The organism is Candidatus Palibaumannia cicadellinicola, from assembly GCF_000754265.1.
GTDB lineage: Bacteria > Pseudomonadota > Gammaproteobacteria > Enterobacterales > Enterobacteriaceae > Baumannia > Baumannia cicadellinicola_B.
Genome location: NZ_CP008985.1, coordinates 95,817 through 113,124, shown reverse-complemented (window position 1 = coordinate 113,124; position 17,308 = coordinate 95,817). Strand labels below are relative to the sequence as shown.

General features: G+C 40.4%; 15 protein-coding genes, 5 tRNA genes and 1 pseudogene. 11 read left to right on the top strand and 10 right to left on the bottom strand.

Annotated features, from left to right (window positions below; genetic code table 11):
* Nucleotides 1-118: 118 nt before the first annotated feature.
* The 4 genes from IM45_RS00515 to IM45_RS00500 all read left to right on the top strand — a co-directional run bounded on the left by IM45_RS00515 (nucleotide 119) and on the right by IM45_RS00500 (nucleotide 466).
* Nucleotides 119-200: transfer RNA gene (locus tag IM45_RS00515), tRNA-Leu, on the top strand.
* Nucleotides 201-215: 15 nt separating this feature from the next.
* A tRNA-Gln gene (locus IM45_RS00510) sits at nucleotides 216-289 on the top strand.
* A gap of 9 nt (nucleotides 290-298) precedes the next feature.
* A tRNA-Met gene (locus IM45_RS00505) sits at nucleotides 299-372 on the top strand.
* 22 nt (nucleotides 373-394) lie between these two features.
* A tRNA-Gln gene (locus IM45_RS00500) sits at nucleotides 395-466 on the top strand.
* A 111-nt stretch (nucleotides 467-577) separates the two neighbouring features.
* Here IM45_RS00500 and IM45_RS00495 read toward each other — a convergent pair.
* Nucleotides 578-654: transfer RNA gene (locus IM45_RS00495), tRNA-Val, on the bottom strand.
* 229 nt (nucleotides 655-883) lie between these two features.
* Here IM45_RS00495 and IM45_RS00490 point away from each other — a divergent pair.
* Both IM45_RS00490 and IM45_RS00485 read left to right on the top strand, forming a co-directional pair.
* A complete protein-coding gene (locus IM45_RS00490) occupies nucleotides 884-1,525 on the top strand; it encodes a riboflavin synthase (protein ID WP_038497895.1) in 642 nt (213 codons plus the stop codon).
* Between the two features lie 224 nt (nucleotides 1,526-1,749).
* On the top strand, nucleotides 1,750-2,094 hold the full coding sequence (locus IM45_RS00485; RefSeq protein ID WP_038499451.1) for a Grx4 family monothiol glutaredoxin: 345 nt from the start codon (nucleotides 1,750-1,752) through the stop codon (nucleotides 2,092-2,094).
* Nucleotides 2,095-2,107: 13 nt separating this feature from the next.
* Here the strand turns inward: IM45_RS00485 and rnt are convergent, their stop codons facing one another.
* Entirely contained in the window at nucleotides 2,108-2,767 is a 660-nt protein-coding gene (gene rnt / locus IM45_RS00480; RefSeq protein WP_038497893.1) for a ribonuclease T, read from the bottom strand.
* A 503-nt stretch (nucleotides 2,768-3,270) separates the two neighbouring features.
* Between rnt and slyA the strand changes: the two genes are divergently transcribed.
* The 3 genes from slyA to tyrS all read left to right on the top strand — a co-directional run bounded on the left by slyA (nucleotide 3,271) and on the right by tyrS (nucleotide 5,878).
* Nucleotides 3,271-3,705, top strand: a complete 435-nt coding sequence (gene slyA / locus IM45_RS00475; protein WP_038497890.1) for a transcriptional regulator SlyA — start codon at nucleotides 3,271-3,273, stop codon at nucleotides 3,703-3,705.
* A gap of 223 nt (nucleotides 3,706-3,928) precedes the next feature.
* Entirely contained in the window at nucleotides 3,929-4,579 is a 651-nt protein-coding gene (pdxH, locus tag IM45_RS00470) for a pyridoxamine 5'-phosphate oxidase (RefSeq protein ID WP_038497887.1), read from the top strand.
* A 24-nt stretch (nucleotides 4,580-4,603) separates the two neighbouring features.
* Nucleotides 4,604-5,878: a tyrosine--tRNA ligase gene (tyrS, locus tag IM45_RS00465; RefSeq protein WP_038497884.1), complete on the top strand. Its 1,275-nt coding sequence runs from the start codon at nucleotides 4,604-4,606 to the stop codon at nucleotides 5,876-5,878.
* A gap of 113 nt (nucleotides 5,879-5,991) precedes the next feature.
* Here tyrS and IM45_RS00460 read toward each other — a convergent pair.
* The 5 genes and pseudogenes from IM45_RS00460 to cysT all read right to left on the bottom strand — a co-directional run.
* Nucleotides 5,992-6,177: pseudogene (locus tag IM45_RS00460) on the bottom strand (RnfABCDGE type electron transport complex subunit B); the annotation flags it as partial.
* A gap of 126 nt (nucleotides 6,178-6,303) precedes the next feature.
* Nucleotides 6,304-6,639: a DMT family transporter gene (locus tag IM45_RS00455; RefSeq protein ID WP_038497880.1), complete on the bottom strand. Its 336-nt coding sequence runs from the start codon at nucleotides 6,637-6,639 to the stop codon at nucleotides 6,304-6,306.
* An 89-nt stretch (nucleotides 6,640-6,728) separates the two neighbouring features.
* Nucleotides 6,729-7,826, bottom strand: coding sequence for a sulfate/thiosulfate ABC transporter ATP-binding protein CysA (gene cysA / locus IM45_RS00450; protein ID WP_038497877.1), 1,098 nt, complete (start codon nucleotides 7,824-7,826; stop codon nucleotides 6,729-6,731).
* On the bottom strand, nucleotides 7,826-8,692 hold the full coding sequence (cysW, locus tag IM45_RS00445) for a sulfate/thiosulfate ABC transporter permease CysW (protein ID WP_038497873.1): 867 nt from the start codon (nucleotides 8,690-8,692) through the stop codon (nucleotides 7,826-7,828). Before cysW ends, cysA begins: the two co-directional genes overlap by 1 nt.
* Before the next feature lie 12 nt (nucleotides 8,693-8,704).
* Nucleotides 8,705-9,535: a sulfate/thiosulfate ABC transporter permease CysT gene (gene cysT / locus IM45_RS00440; RefSeq protein ID WP_038497870.1), complete on the bottom strand. Its 831-nt coding sequence runs from the start codon at nucleotides 9,533-9,535 to the stop codon at nucleotides 8,705-8,707.
* A 544-nt stretch (nucleotides 9,536-10,079) separates the two neighbouring features.
* Here cysT and tal point away from each other — a divergent pair.
* Both tal and tkt read left to right on the top strand, forming a co-directional pair.
* On the top strand, nucleotides 10,080-11,030 hold the full coding sequence (tal, locus tag IM45_RS00435) for a transaldolase (RefSeq protein ID WP_038497867.1): 951 nt from the start codon (nucleotides 10,080-10,082) through the stop codon (nucleotides 11,028-11,030).
* A gap of 18 nt (nucleotides 11,031-11,048) precedes the next feature.
* On the top strand, nucleotides 11,049-13,043 hold the full coding sequence (gene tkt / locus IM45_RS00430) for a transketolase (protein ID WP_038497864.1): 1,995 nt from the start codon (nucleotides 11,049-11,051) through the stop codon (nucleotides 13,041-13,043).
* Between the two features lie 54 nt (nucleotides 13,044-13,097).
* Here the strand turns inward: tkt and ppk1 are convergent, their stop codons facing one another.
* The 3 genes from ppk1 to purM all read right to left on the bottom strand — a co-directional run bounded on the left by ppk1 (nucleotide 13,098) and on the right by purM (nucleotide 17,172).
* Nucleotides 13,098-15,182, bottom strand: coding sequence for a polyphosphate kinase 1 (gene ppk1, locus IM45_RS00425; RefSeq protein WP_038497861.1), 2,085 nt, complete (start codon nucleotides 15,180-15,182; stop codon nucleotides 13,098-13,100).
* A 281-nt stretch (nucleotides 15,183-15,463) separates the two neighbouring features.
* The gene (gene purN, locus IM45_RS00420) at nucleotides 15,464-16,129 is read right to left on the bottom strand and encodes a phosphoribosylglycinamide formyltransferase (protein ID WP_038497858.1); all 666 of its coding nucleotides are present in this window, start codon (nucleotides 16,127-16,129) and stop codon (nucleotides 15,464-15,466) included.
* Complete coding sequence (gene purM, locus IM45_RS00415) at nucleotides 16,129-17,172, bottom strand: phosphoribosylformylglycinamidine cyclo-ligase (protein ID WP_038497855.1); 1,044 nt, start codon at nucleotides 17,170-17,172, stop codon at nucleotides 16,129-16,131. Before purM ends, purN begins: the two co-directional genes overlap by 1 nt.
* Nucleotides 17,173-17,308 lie beyond the last annotated feature (136 nt).

Genomic DNA, 17,308 nt, shown 5'->3' with positions numbered 1-17,308 from the left:
TTCAGGTATGATTAGATATCATAAGGTCATGAATCTTGAGAAAAAGATATTGACTGAAGTTAAGCAAATCATCATAATGCGCCTTTTCACGTATCATTACATATAATTATAAGAGTATACGGGAGTGGCGAAATTGGTAAACGCACCAGATTTAGGTTCTGGCGCCGTAAGGTTTGCGAGTTCAAGTCTCGCCTCCCGTATCCAATCCCATATATTGGGATATAGCCAAGTGGTAAGGCAGCGGGTTTTGATCCCGCCACCCCAGGTTCAAATCCTGGTATCCCAGCCAATCTAATTTGGCTACGTAGCTCAGCTGGTTAGAGCACAGCACTCATAATGCTGGGGTCACAGGTTCAAGTCCCGTCGTAGCCACCCTACCCTCACCACAATTTTTTGGGGTATAGCCAAGCGGTAAGGCACCGGATTCTGATTCCGGCATCCCCAGGTTCGAATCCTGGTACCCCAGCAAGTTTACTTTTGCTTATTCAAATTTTAGGGTCATAAGACGCTACTCGAGCTAGTTGCGTCGTACGAAAATCAAGGCAAGGCCTTAAGAAGGGAACTCATAAAAGAAATTTGGTGCGTCCGAGTGGACTTGAACCACCGACCCCTACCATGTCAAGATAGTGCTCTCACCAACTGAGCTACGGACGCATAGTACTATTTCTACGTTACAGAATAATATTAACCCCCTTACTTATAAGAGGCAATAGTATTTGTATATATTTATATTAACATCAGATAAACAGTAATACTAATAATCAGATATATAGTACCCCATACTTATCATAATATGTCAGAATAGAAGAATAGAAAGGAAAATATCATATACTCCTAATTCAATAATATTTCGAGAAGTATTCTTAGAATAAAAGGTAAATGTATGTTTACAGGTATTGTTCAGGGTATCGCGCCCATTATCGCTATAACAGAGAAAGATGATTTACGCACCCATCAAATCGAATTTCCAGATCATTTGTTGCCAGGACTAACTAACGGCGCATCGGTAGCTCACAATGGTTGCTGCTTAACAGTAACCCATATTAACGGAAACCTAGTAAGTTTCGATCTCATCAAAGAGACACTAAAACAGACTAATTTAGGCACCTTACAGGTAGGTGATAATATAAATCTTGAGCGAGCCGCTTGCCTTAATGCTGAAATAAGTGGTCACTTGATGTCCGGACATATCATCGGCACCGCAGAATTGATAAAAATTACCTCTTCAGAGAACAACCGTAAAGTTTGGTGTAGCTTAGCTAATAAAAAGCTTAAAAAATATATTTTTTATAAAAATTATATTGGTATAGATGGTATTAGTTTGACAATAGGAGAAGTCGCAGATCATATATTTTGCCTTAATTTAATTCCGGAAACTATTACCCGCACAACGCTAGGTCAAAAGCTGAGCAAGGCGATAGTAAATATCGAAATAGATCAGCAAACGCAGGCTACTGTAGATACAGTGGAGAGATTTTTAATAGCACGCGAAAGGGAAGAAACTGATCTTCGTAGAATCCGTTAATATCAGTACCTATTCAAACTCAAAAATACAATTTGAAGCTCTATGCAACAAATAGTAAAATAGTAGTCTATGATTAAGCTAATTCCGTTCATCTAATTTAGATATGTGCTTCAAATTCTTTGGGATTATTTGACTTAGTATTCTGGTATATAAAAATTTACTATTAATAGTAATACGTTAATATCATCAGAAATAGTAAATAAAAAATAGGAAATCATCTTATGATGAAGATCATTGATAAAATCAAGCAACAAATAACAGACAACCCAATCCTTCTATATATGAAAGGTTCACCCAAATTACCCAGCTGTGGTTTTTCAGCTCAGGCAGTGCAAGCACTATCAGCCTGTGGCGAGCGTTTTGCTTATATTGATGTCTTGATCACTCCTGATATCCGCGCTGCGCTACCAAAATGGGCACAATGGCCTACTTTTCCTCAATTATGGATAGACGGTGAGTTGATAGGCGGCTGTGACATCATCATTGAAATGTATCAGCGTGGCGAACTACAGTCGCTGATTAAGAAGACGGTAGATAAATACAATAGCCAGGCTCAAAATAACCCATAATATAATAATCAAATCAGCTGTTAATCATATTAGATAGTGATCTAATATCTGTCCAGCCACCTAATCGTTTCCAACGGTTGACTAGCTCGCAGAAAAGTTCTGCAGTCCGCTCAGTATCGTACAGTGCGGAATGTGCTTCACTGTTATTAAAAGCAATACCTGCAGTAATACAAGCTTTTGCTAGTACTGTCTGACCAAGAACTAAGCCGCTGAGAGCTGCTGTATCAAACGTAGCAAATGGATGAAAAGGATTACGCTTTAGACTCGTACGACCTGCAGCCGCCATCAGGAAACCGTGGTCAAAAGCAGCATTGTGCGCGACAAGAATCGCCCGGTGACATTTTTGATCTTTAATACCTTTACGTACCATTCTAAAAATATCATGTAACGCTTCATGTTCTGTAACCGCTCCGCGCAGGGGATTATCTGGATCAATACCGTTAAAGATGAGTGCTTCGGGTTGTAAAATAGCACCAGGAAATGGTTCTACATGAAAATGTAGAGTTTTGTCAGCTTTTAACCAACCTTTATCGTCCATTTTAATGGTTATGGCTGCAATTTCTAGTAAAGCATCGGTACCAGCATTAAAACCAGCGGTTTCCACATCAATGACAACTGGATAAAAACCACGAAAACGGGCACGGAGGGTGTTTACTTCGTCTTTTTCGGCCATGCTTATTCTTAATTGTTAGCGAATCTAGTTCTAATTATGGCAAATTTTACTACGCCTTGCACTTATATCGCGAGTTACTTATTTATGAGTAATAGCCGATCATAAATAAGTTAATTTTGATTCTGATTACAATCATATTTGAATCACGCTTAATATAAATAAACCACATGGTATAATAACTTATATTATTTGATAAACTTAAATTAACAATAAACTACGTATATGGCAATAATAGTGTTACAGTTATGAATACCTTTTGAAGGTGTCAGTCTACCATGCTAGCTACGGTAATATTGATTTATTGTCTGTAAATATTATTTAACATATGTTGTAATATCACATACTATTTATAGTATAATTCAGAAAAATTACTTTTTCATCAGTATCTGCAAGATGCTTATATACTGGTATGTATATCTCTTTGTCATTTGCTCCTTCACCCATTAGGAAGGAGGATAATTGAGGGAGTAAGCTTAACTAGCTTAAATTATAAGGAGAGAAAATTGGAATCACCATTAGGATCTGACTTAGCGCGACTTGTTAGAGTCTGGCGCGCTTTAATTGACCACCGCTTAAAACCTTTAGAACTCACACAAACGCATTGGATAACTTTGCATAATATTTGTCAGTTACCTCCTGAACAGTCGCAGATTCAGTTAGCAAAAGCTATCGGTATCGAACAGCCATCCTTAGTACGGACGCTAGATCAATTAGAAGAAAAAGGACTTATAACCCGGCAGACTTGCGCTAACGATCGACGCGCAAAGAGGATAAAACTTACGGACGCAGCAGAACCTATTATTAAAAAAGTTAATGATGTTATCGATGGTACCAGAGACGAAATCCTAAATGGCATTAGCCAAGAGGAGATTCGTTTATTAAGTAATATGATTACCAAACTAGAGAAAAATATTCTCGAGCTTTATAATAAATCTTAGCTATCGCAATAAGAAAAAAACCGACCTTCCTTCAGGCCGGTTTTGTATATATCATACCATCTAATTATATTAGATAATTAGTTTTTTGGCTTCCAATACTGATGGTAAGTCTACATGCTAAGACTCAGATAAAAATAAAAAATGTAGTACTATTATTTTAATAAAAAAAATAATAGTACTACACTACTTTAGCTCTGCTTGCATACAATAACGACATTAGATAATGAATAAAAATAAGATTGATATCGCCCGGATGCGACGAGAGTATACACGGAGCGGGTTACGTCGTACTGATTTAACGGCAGAACCTATGGAGCTATTTGAGCGATGGCTGCAACAAGCCCGCACAGCGCAATTGTTTGACACCACCGCCGTTAGTGTCGCGACCGTAGACAAAACCGGACAACCTTATCAACGTTTAGTTTTGCTAAAACACTTCGATACTAAGGGAATGGTCTTCTACACCAATCTAGGTAGTCGCAAAGCACAACATCTTACGTATAATCCACGTATCTGCTTGCACTTTCCTTGGCATGCTTTGGAGCGACAGGTAATGGTGTTAGGTAGTGCCGAACTAGTATCGCTCAGCGAAGTGATGCATTACTTTTACAGTCGTCCACGAGACAGCCAGATTGGTACCTGGGCTTCCCGACAGTCTAGTAGGCTTGAAGCCCGTGAATTCCTGGAAAGTACTTTCCAGGAATTGAAACAAAATTTTCAGGAAGGTAAAGTACCATTACCAAGTTTTTGGGGCGGCTACCGTATTAATATTGATACCATGGAGTTCTGGCAGGGTGGCGCGCATCGATTACATGATCGATTTATTTACCAACGCGTAAAAAGTGGCTGGCATATTGACAGGCTGGCGCCATAACAGCTCTTTTATATAAGGAAAGAGATGGTCTGTAGTAACTTAATACAACAATTGCATGAGCGAAACTTGATTGCTAAGATTACAGACGATAAAGGTTTAGCTAACCGGTTAAACTCTGGACCAATTTCACTCTATTGTGGTTTTGATCCTACCAATGATAGCTTGCATTTAGGACATTTGCTACCTTTGCTATGTCTTAAACGCTTTCAACTAGCTGGTCATCGACCAGTGGTACTAATTGGTGGTGCCACTGGTCTCATTGGAGATCCAAGCTTTAAAGCTACTGAACGTAAGTTGAATACTATAGAGACCGCGCAGTTTTGGACAGAAAAGATCAAAAATAATATCTCGCTATTCTTGGATTTCAACAGTGGCAACAATAGCGCGATCGTAGCCAACAACTATGACTGGTTTGGAGCTATGAATGTGCTGACGTTTTTACGCGATATAGGTAAACATTTTTCGGTTAACCAAATGATCAATAAAGAAGCAGTCAAACTGCGCCTTAACCGATACGAAAGTGGTATTTCATTTACCGAATTCTCTTATAATCTATTGCAAGGGTATGACTTTGCCTGCCTAAACCAAAAATATGGCGTGGTACTACAGATCGGAGGCTCAGACCAATGGGGCAATATCATCTCGGGCATCGATCTTACTAGGAGAATGTATCAGAACACGGTATATGGTTTAACAGTGCCATTGCTGACTAAGTCTGATGGGACTAAATTAGGTAAAACTCATGGTGGTGCGGTGTGGCTAGATCCCCAGAAGACGAGTCCATACAAATTATACCAATTTTTACTTAATACCTCTGACAACGAGGTATATCGTTTTCTCAAGTTTTTTACCTTTATATCGCTAGCTGAAATAAAAGCGCTGGAAGAGGAAGATAACATAAGTCATAAAGCGCACCGCGCCCAATATATACTAGCAGAAGAAGTAACTCGTATGGTACATGGCGAGCATGGATTAACGGCGGCAAAACGTATTACCACTAGCCTATTTACCGGGGCCTTTAGCGATCTCACTGAGCATGACTTGAACCAATTAGCACAAGATGGAATACCTATGGTAAATATTACACAGAACGTTGATTTGCAGCAGGCACTAGTAGCTGCCTCACTAGCGCCGTCCCGCGGGCAGGCACGTAGAATGATTACCTCCAATGCTATAGCAATTAATGGTAAGAAACTTGTTTCGACCGAGTACGTTTTTCGCGAAGCAGACCGTCTATATAGACGTTACACGCTCTTGCAACGGGGTAAAAAAAATTATTGCTTACTTAAGTGGCAATAGTGATATGACATACATAAGTCAAACTATTTAAGTAGTCGAGTGGGGACTGTGAAAATAACTTTATATTTTACTTTGTTTACATCACATAGTTATTACTTAATGTTAATAACTTTAACAGAACGCATGACTACACAGTCCGTAGGACAAGGTTGAATACAGCGAGCACAGCCAGTACAAAGATCACGTACGACAGTATGTATGGCGTGGCGCGTACCAATAATAGCGTAGACAGGACATACTTTCATGCATTTGGTACAGCCAATACAGTCTGCCTCATTTATCCAGGCTACCTGTTTTTTATTCTTATCTATGAGTTCTTGATGCTGATTCATTTAGTCATTTACCTTTATACTTAAAATGTTTCAATAAATAAAACGGTACCTGAATTTTATTTCTCAATCTAAAGACTTTTGCTTGCAATATCTCTAACAGTTAGAACGGGCTGTTTCGGAGAATATATTAATTACCAGCACTCCTACGATGATTAAGCTAATACCGCTGATAGCAAAAATATCTAGCTTTTGTCCATATAAAAAATAACCCGCAATAGTTACAAAAAAAATACCTAGCCCTGCCCAGCAAGCATAAGCAATGCCCACTGGTAGTGTTTGTAAAACTAGTGAAAGCATTATAAATGAAATAGTATAACCCATAACTACAACGATAGAGGGATATAATTTAGTAAAACCAGCAGATGCCTTTAGCGATGAGGTAGCAATAACTTCCGAAGTAATGGCAATGAACAAATAGAAATAAGCCATAATGGACTCTTTGCAAGATTATTAAGCTTTAATATTAGCACTTTTAACCATGCCATAAAATATGATGCGCTAGAGCGAGAGAATGTCAGTCAAGCACTTTTTGCTAAAGTTACTGGCCACAAAGCTTTATTACCTGCGTATAATCTAGCATTCTGACCACCCAAATAGAGGTTCGTACCTCGCTGTGGTACGTTAGGTACGTCACCAGGAATTACCACCGTTAACATTTCTGAATGCCCACTTAAAGGCTGAACGGTCAACTGCCAGTAATATCCGCGTGGGCTGACATCAACAATCTGTACTTGCAATGGACAACGGGTACTAAACTGTTCACTGACTTCCATTTCCCAAGGTCGTAGAAATAAATCAACTTTTCCCTGGTAACCTATAGATGTCGAATAATCTAGCGGCCAGTGATGCGGGCCGACAAATAGCTGTGAACTACGTATCTCACCTTCTAATTGATTGACTTCTCCCAGAAACTCTAAGACAAAGCGGCTAGCCGGATTACGCCAGACAGCCTGTGGTGTACCAACCTGCTCGATATTACCCTGGCTCATGACTACTACCTGATCTGCGACTTCCATTGCTTCTTCTTGATCATGCGTTACAAATACGCTAGTAAATTTCAACTCTTCATGGAGCTGACGCAGCCAACGGCGTAGCTCTTTACGTACCTGGGCGTCTAATGCACCGAATGGTTCATCTAGTAACAAAATCTCCGGCTCTACCGCTAAGGCGCGCGCTAGCGCCACACGTTGTTTTTGTCCGCCAGATAGCTGTGCGGGATAGCGATTAGCTAAATGTCCCAGTTGCACCATATCTAGTAAACGAGTAACCTTTTGTTTAATAACGGAGACACTCGGACGTGATCGACGTGGTAAAACGGTAAGGCCAAAGGCAATATTATTTGCGACAGTCATATGTCGGAATAACGCGTAATGTTGAAACACAAAACCAACATGACGATCACGGGCATGCACCTGGCTAACATCTTTTCCAGCAAAACGTAGACTACCGCTATTGTGGTGTTCTAGACCAGCGATAATCCGGAGTAATGTTGTTTTACCCGAGCCAGACGGCCCTAATAGTGCGACCATTTGACCAGACGTGATATCCAAAGAGATATCGTTCAACACTTTGGTATGCTCAAAAAATTTACTAACATTCTCAATAGCAATACTCATTATGATTTCCTAGGTTGCAGTTCTGCCTGATGGCGCGCGAGACGCCATTGCAAGCCACTCTTTAGAAATAAAGTTAATATGGCCATCAAAGTAAGCAATGCAGCGGCAGTAAAAGCGCCTATATTATTGTAATCCTGATGTAGTAATTCAACTTGCAGCGGTAAGGTATATGTCTCACCGCGAATAGAGCCGGATACCACCGAAACTGCTCCAAACTCACCAATTGCACGAGCATTAGTGAGAATTAAGCCATATAGTAATGCCCAGCGAATGTTTGGCAAAGTGACGCGATGAAACATCTGTGAGCCAGATGCTCCTAGCAAAACAGCCGCTTCATCTTCCTGTCTACCCTGACTTAGCATCACCGGTACCAACTCACGTACCACAAACGGACAGGTTACGAAAATAGTTACCATAGCCATACCAGGCCAAGAGAACATTAGTTGTAGATTATGGTTATTTAGCCATACACCAATAGGACTGTTAGTGCTATAGAATAACAGATAGAGTAACCCTGCTACTACCGGCGAAACTGCAAACGGTACATCGATTAGCGTTAGTAACAACTGACGACCACGAAAGTGGAAGCGGGTTACCAACCATGCCATGCAAATGCCAAAAATAAGATTGACTGGTACCGTAATAAGAGCTACTAATACTGTCAGCCAGATTGCGTGCAACATATCTTTGTCTATGATATTCAGCCAAACGGCCGATAAGCCCTCAGATAAGGCGGTAAAAAAGATATATAACATTGGAATAAATAGCAGCAGTATAGAGGTTAGAGCGCCTAGACTAATCAATAGCCATTTTCTCCAATGGCTATTATAGCGTGGTGCATCATTTACAGCGGAGATAGCGGTCATTATTATCCTCAATTATTCTCCCAAGCGTCGGCCAAAACGTGATTGCAACACATGAATCGCCAATAACAGTAGCAATGAAACGGCTAGGATCACAGAAGCTATAGCGCTGGCCGCTGGGTAATCAAACTCCTGTAGGCGAATAAAAATCATCAGTGATGTAACTTCAGTCTTCCAAGCGATATTGCCGGCAATAAAAATAACGGCACCAAACTCACCTAGGCTACGGGTAAAAGAGAGCGCGGTGCCAGCTAGCAACGCCGGCGTAAGCTCTGGTAACATAACGTAGAAAAATGTCTGCCATCGTCTTGCTCCCAACGTTTCGGCCGCTTCCTCAAACTCAGATCCCAATTCTTCTAGTACTGGTTGCACTGTACGCACAACAAACGGGATACTCGTAAATGCCATTGCTACCGTAATACCCAGCCAAGTATACGAAACCTGTATTCCAAACTGCGCTAGCCAGCTACCATACCAGCCATTAGTGGAAAAGAGTGTTGCTAGCGTTAGGCCCGCTACAGCGGTAGGTAAGGCGAATGGTAGATCTATCAAACTGTCTAGTAACATTCGGCCTGGAAACCGGTAGCGGGTCAATATCCAAGCCATCAACATACCAAAAATAGCATTGAACAGCGAAGCTACACAGGCCGATAGTATGGTTACTTTATAGGCAGCGATAAGCTCTGGGCTAGTTATAACAGCCCAGTATTGTGACCAGCTCATATGTGCCAATTGTATTAAAAGAGCGGTGAGCGGTGGTATTAAGATTATACCTATAAACAACAAACTGCTGCCAAGACTCATTCTAAAGCCGGGCAATACGCGTTGAGTAGTTAGAGATAGCATTACCGCTACCTACCCACAATTAATTGATTTTGCTTATCACTACTGTACTGTTCCATAACTTACTGCCATCTTCTCAACTAAGCCTCCACTAGATCTAACTGCCGCAGGAGGGAAATTAGGAATAATTTAGATTCATAAATTTGCTTTCTGTTTCTTACCTTATTTAGGAAAAATGCCATTGCTACCTATTTACCTAAGCAACTATAAAATTTGCTATGTGATGTTTTTCATGTTGAATACAACTACGAATTACTCTCTAGTTTATTTATAACTGATGGATAATATGTAATGATTTTATATATCGATTCGTGCTTTAGAAGTGTGAAAAGCTATAAGCCTTATTCGGAAGGTACCTTGTTGTACACTAGAATCAGCAGAATAATACTGTTATTCAGTATTGAGGAGAGTCGTTATTAACGGAACTGATTAAGTTATGATATCTCACGATACGTAGTGAAGTTTTAACCTAGTATTGAAAAAAGATACCCAAACATATTTGACTTGATATCTTAATACGATATCATAATACTCATGGAGTAAAAAAATGAATCAGTTAGAAGGCCTAAAAAAGTTTACCACCATAGTCGCTGATAGTGGAGACATCGAGTCAATCTTAAATTATACACCGCAGGATGCTACGACTAATCCTTCTCTTATTCTGAAAGCAGCTAGATTAAGCTCTTACCAGATAATGCTTGAATATATACTTGCTTATGCACGTAAGCAAGGGGGAAATCGCAATTCTCAGATCATAAATGCAAGTGATAAGCTTGCAGTAAATATAGGTGTAGAAATTCTTAAAATTATACCAGGGCGTATCTCTACTGAAGTAGATGCACGTCTCTCATTTAATTGCGACATGTGCATAGCTAAGGCCCACAAAATAGTCCGTTTGTATCAAGAGGAAGGTATCGATAAATCGCGTGTGCTGATAAAAATTGCTTCGACTTGGGAAGGTATTAAAGCAGCAGAACAGCTAGAAAAAGAAGGTATTAATTGTAATCTTACTTTGATCTTCTCATTCGCACAAGCTCGCGCTTGTGCCGAGGCAGGTGTTTATCTTATCTCACCTTTTGTCGGCCGTATCTATGATTGGTATCACCAGCGTCAACTGCTGGAACCGTATTCGGTTCATGATGATCCCGGTATTAAATCAGTGCGTACCATTTATAACTATTATAAGCAGCACGGCTATCAAACTGTCATTATGGGCGCTAGCTTTCGTAAAGTGGAGCAAATATTAGCCCTTGCAGGTTGTGACCGTCTAACTATTTCGCCAGCAATGCTAGAAGAACTGCGTAATCGCTATCAGTATGTAGAGCGTCAACTTTCTCCCTCTACTAAAGTATTTCATCATCCAACACTACTTTCTGAATCAGAATTTCGCTGGGAACACAACCAGGACGCCATGGCCGTTGATCAATTAGCTGATGGTATCCGTCAATTCGCGCGTGATCAGCAACATCTAGAAAATATTCTAGCGGAAAAATTGTAATATTGGAGTGAGCATTCAATGACATCAAGAAAAGCGTTCGCCAACGCAATCCGTGTTTTAAGCATGGACGCAGTGCAGAAAGCGAACTCGGGCCATCCCGGCGCCCCTATGGGCATGGCTGATATTGCTGAAGTCTTATGGCGTGACTATATGAATCACAGTCCTATTAACCCAAACTGGGTAGATCGCGACCGTTTCATTCTTTCTAATGGCCACGGTTCTATGCTCTTATATAGCTTACTTCATCTAACAGGCTACAATTTGCCGATGGAAGAACTCAAACACTTCCGTCAGCTACACTCAAAAACACCGGGACACCCAGAATATGGTTACACTGATGGGGTAGAAATTACTACTGGACCACTTGGGCAAGGTTTTGCCAACGCAGTAGGATTAGCCATTGGTGAACGTACTTTAGCAGCACAGTTTAACCGTCCGCAACATCAAATTGTTGATCATTACACTTATGTCTTTTTAGGCGACGGCTGCATAATGGAAGGCATTTCCCACGAAGCCGGTTCTTTAGCTGGCATCATGAAGCTGGGAAAACTCATTGCTTTTTACGACGATAATGGTATTTCTATCGACGGTAATGTAACAGGCTGGTTTCGCGATGATACAGCAGCTAGATTTGAAGCCTACGGTTGGCACATAGTACGTAATGTCGATGGACACGATAGCAATTCAATCAAAGCTGGCATAGAAAGCGCTAGAGCCGTAGTTAATAAGCCATCGCTGTTGCTGTGTAAAACTATTATAGCTTTTGGGGCACCGAACCAAGCCGGTAACCATAGTGCGCACGGCGCCCCATTGGGAGATCAAGAAATAGAGGCAACCAGAAAAGCTCTTGATTGGCACGAACAACCTTTCGTTATTCCACACAACATCTATTATGGTTGGGATGCAAAAAAAGCAGGACAAAAAAAAGAAATAGCCTGGAACAAAAAATTTGCTTCCTACCATAAAGTTTATCCTGAACTAGCCCAAGAGTTCACCCGAAGGATAAATCGTAGTCTTCCAGCGAACTGGCAGGTAGAAAGCAAAAAAATCATAGAACAATTGCAGGCTAAACCAAAAAATATAGCCAGCCGTAAAGCATCGCAAAATATATTAGAAGTCTTCAGTACGATGTTGCCAGAACTAATTGGTGGTTCAGCTGACTTAAGTCCAAGTAACCTAACTTTTTTGTCGAGATCAACCTCTATCACAGAAGATCCTGCAGGTAATTATATTCATTACGGTGTACGTGAGTTTGGTATGACGGCTATTGGAAATGGTATTGCCCATCATGGTAGTTTCCTACCCTATACCGCTACTTTCCTGATGTTTGCCGAATATGCACGTAATGCCGTACGGATGGCGGCAATGATGAAAACACGGCATATCATGGTTTATACTCATGACTCTATTGGGCTAGGTGAAGACGGTCCAACTCATCAGCCGGTAGAACAACTAGCCACCTTACGCATAACACCTAACATGAGCAACTGGCGTCCCTGTGACCAAGTAGAAACAGCCGTCGCTTGGCAAAAAGCCATAGAGCGTAATAATGGTCCAACAGCACTTATTCTATCTCGTCAAAATTTAGCGCAGCAGGAGCGTAGTACGCAGCAGCTAGCTAATATTGCCCGCGGAGGTTATATTTTAAAAGATTGCATTGGACAACCAGAACTTATTATCATCGCCACTGGTTCGGAAGTAGAGCTAGCCGTTGCTACTTACCAGCAATTAAACCATGAAGGCCGGCAAGTTCGTGTAGTATCTATGCCTTCTACCGACGTTTTTGATCAACAAGATAAAGTCTATCGTGAATTAGTATTACCGAAGGTAGTCACTGCACGTATTGCGATTGAAGCAGGTATTGCCGATTATTGGTATAAGTACGTAGGGGTAGACGGTGTTATTGTTGGTATGAATACTTTTGGTAAGTCAGCACCGGCGGAAGAACTATTTAAATTCTTTGGTTTCACCATCGATAACGTGTTAAATCAAGCGTACACACTCATGAAATAATAATTATTATTATAGGTAGACATTAGGTTTGCAATCCTGCTTTATAGGTAGACGTCAGGTTTGCAATCCTGTTTTTTCCAGTTGTTGAATATAATCGTAGACAGCAATTTGCGCACGAATCTTACATTGGTTGCCGTGCGGCACATAGCGGTTACTGAGCCCAGCATCAAGATACCGAGCTTTGACTGTATCGCTAAATAACAATGCTAAAATATCTAATACCTGCTTTTTAATACGTCGGTCTAATAGCGGTACAGCTACTTCAATACGGTAGTCGATATTACGGGGCATCCAGTCTGCTGAAGATAAAAAAACTGTTTGATCACCACCATTTTCAAATACATAGACCCTATCGTGCTCCAAATAACGGTCAACAATACTGGTTACTTTAATATTTTCGCTAATATCAGGCATCTCCGGTATTAGAGAACACATTCCACGCACCAAAATACGGATGCATACGCCACTGCTGGATGCTGCATATAGGCGATCTATCAAGCCTTTATCGACTAGGTTATTCACCTTAAGCGTAATACCTGCGATTCTGCCTGCTTGGGCATTAGCCATCTCTTTATCAATAGTCTGATAAAGTTTTTGCCGCGCGTTTTGCGGTGATACTATAAGATAATCGAAATTTACCGGTCTATAAGGATTTTCAATAAAATTGAAAACCCGCCGTACATCTTTGGTAATTCGTGCATCAGAGGTCAGTAGAGAATAGTCAGTATATAGCCTAGCAGTTTCCTCATTAAAGTTACCAGTACCAATATATGCATAGTATATAACATCGGAGCCTTCACGGCGGGAGATAAGAAACAGCTTAGCGTGTATCTTAAGCCCAGGAACTGAAAAAACTACGTGTACGCCAGCTTGAGTCAGCCGCTTAGCCCAGTTAATATTTGCCTCTTCATCAAAACGCGCCTGCAGTTCTACCACGACTGTAACTTTTTTACCATTATGAGCTGCATGGATGATAGTATCCATAATATGCGAGTTTTGAGCCACCCGATAGATGCTGATTTTTATTAATAAAACGTTTAGATCAAAAGAAGCTTGACGTAGAAGCTCCAGCACATGGCTAAAAGTATGATAAGGAAAGTATAATAGTACATCCTGTGCGCGGATAGCATCGAATGCGTTGCGGCCCTGATCGAACCGTACATTACGTAAGCGTGGCTGCTCGTTATTAACTAAACTTGCTTTACCTGCATAACCTACATAGGGAAAAGTAATAAAATCTTTAAAATTATGATAGCGTCCGCCCGGAATCAAAGAGTCACAAGAAGACATACCTAGTTTATTTTTTAGCATTTCCACCATAGTATTAGGCATATCTCTTTGATAAACTAAGCATACTGGCTCTGCCGTCAATCTTTGTTTTAGTCTAGATGACATTAATTCTAGTAGGCTACATTCAGTTTTCTTTTTCTTCAAAAACTCACATTGAGCATCACGAGTAATTTTCATTGAGTAAGCATTGAGTGCATCATAATCAAACAATACTACGAAAATATCGTCTAGGCAATAGCGCAGGATATTGTCTAAGAGTATCATTTTTAGATGCAATTTCGATGATTGGTCTGGTAATTGAATAAATCGCGTTATCTTGTCCGAAGGAATTTCTAGCAGTGCATAGCGAACTGTTATGCCTTGAATAATTTCAACAACCAAATAAGCTGAATTCTCTTTTAATATTTGTACAAGGTTGGTGTTGTGCTGGATAATGATAGGTTTGATATGCTGTAGTAAGTTTTTTTGAAAATAATTACGTAACCAATTCTGTTGACTAAGCGATAGCTGCTTTTCGTTGATCAAAAAAATTTGATGGCGCGCCATCTCTAACAATAATTCTTTGTACAAATAGTCAAATTGATGCTCTGCGTGAAGAACTTTATCCTGAATTTCTTTGATAAGAGAGCGTGAGATTGCGTATGTACCTTTTGCTTCTGTTCTCAAAATACTGCGTTTTAGATTAGCGAATCTAACTTGGTAAAATTCATCAAGATTACTAGAGTAAATACCAAGAAACCGCATACGTTCTATTAATGAATTGCTCTGATCGGCGACTTCCTGTAAAATACGTTCATTAAAAGATAACCAGCTTAATTCTTTTTCTATATAGCGCTTTTTATTACTCATTATTCTTTTGACTCCATTTATCTCTTTTGGTCTACCATAGTAGGAAAATTTACGCTATTGTTTAACTTTAACGACATGAATCATCTAATTGATATGATCTATCGGCAATGCAATCCCTATATGCTTAGCTAAAAGGGTCAACATTACTGTAATACCGTATGGTTGAGTTGCTGTAAGTAGGGAGATTCCTCTGGCGTTCTGGAGGACGTAATCAAGTGTAGGTTTAGTGCGCAGTAATAGTTTGTGATTTAGATAACAAGTAAATTTAGTGTAATGGGTTACTAAAAATCACTGTAGGTAACTATCGGATAGTTGAGAGCGTAACCGCTAGGTGGCAGTTGAACGTTATCTAGCCAGGCGGCACCAGCGCGCAGTACTAATCTGCCTGATAGTAACCAGCCAATAACAATAGGATAAATTACATGTTCCTGATTTTTTACCCGTAGTGCTAATGTGATTTCGTCGTCGTTGGGTAAAATAGGCACTCGTGCCTGCAAGATAACGGGCCCACTATCTAGCTTATCGGTTACGAAATGTACCGAAGTTCCGTGCACTATGTCACCATTTGTGAGTGCCTGACGGTGAGTATGTAGACCTGGATAACGTGGTAAGAGCGAGGGATGGATATTTAACAAACGATCTGCGTAGTGGGTGACAAATGCCACCGATAAAAGACGCATATATCCTGCTAATACCACTGCATCAGGTTGATATTGATCAATAATATCTATCAGAGCGTGATCGAAAGCTTCACTTTCAGTAAAGTTTTCAATTTCTAGGGTATGGACATGAATATTCATAACTGCCGCGCGCACTAGACCGTAGGCACTAGCTTTGTTACTAACTACCGCCGAAATTTGCGCTGGTAGCTTTCTCTGCTGACAGGCTTCAATTAGCGCCTGGAGATTACTTCCTTCACCTGATATTAAAACTACAAGCCGTTTCATCAGATAATCATAACTTTCTTTTCACTTTTAGCTTTAGCTTGCTTAATTTCACCGAGTACCCAGGCTTTTTCTCCGAAGCTAGATAGAATTTTTAGCGCCTGTTTTTGGTTAGTAGAAGGAACTATGATAATCATACCAACTCCGCAGTTGAAAATATGGTACATTTCATTATGGCTGATATTACCAGTTTGCTGTATCCAATGGAATACAGCTGGCCATTCCCAGCTATTTTCATTAATTATCGCCCGAGTATTCACTGGTAGAACGCGCGGGATATTTTCCCAGAATCCACCACCAGTAAGATGTACGATAGCATTTACCTGAATTTGCTGGATCAATGATAGCAGCGTTTTAACATAAATACGCGTAGGAGTTAGTAGATAATCTACCAGTAATTTTCCTTCTACCTTAGTAGAGTTAGCGTCAATCTGGTGACATGCTATAATTTTTCGCACTAGTGAATAGCCATTAGAGTGTAGTCCGCTAGATGCCAACGCTAGAAGTGAATCGCCAGCTTGTACCATGCTGCCGTCGATTATGTTATCTTTTTCCACGACTCCGACGCAGAAGCCCGCGATATCGTAGTCTTCACCGTGATATATACCCGGCATTTCTGCAGTTTCGCCACCTACGAGTGCACAACCAGATTGTCTGCAACCTTCGGCGATACTATGTATCACCACCATAGCCGTTTCTATATTAAGTTTTCCAGTAGCATAATAGTCTAGAAAGAATAAAGGCTCAGCGCCTTGTACTACTAAATCATTTACGCACATTGCTACTAAATCGATCCCGATAGTGTGGTATCGCTTTAAATCAATAGCCAGACGGAGTTTCGTACCAACACCGTCAATGCAAGATACCAGAATAGGCTCATGGTACTTCTGCGGTAACGCGCATAAAGCACCGAATCCACCCAACTTACTCATTACTTCCGGACGTTCAGTTTGTTTAACGACACCTTGAATATAGTTGACTAATGCATTACCGGCATCGATATCTACACCTGCCTCTTTATAGCTGAAGACGGTTTTGTCAATCATAGTACGCTATTTACCAAAATAATTTATGGCTTAAAAATGGGAACTAAATCATTTTAACTGCATGAGCTATTATTTGCGAGAAAGGAATATATATTTATTTTACCGATGATCAGTAGAGGATTTATTAGGAGCGTAT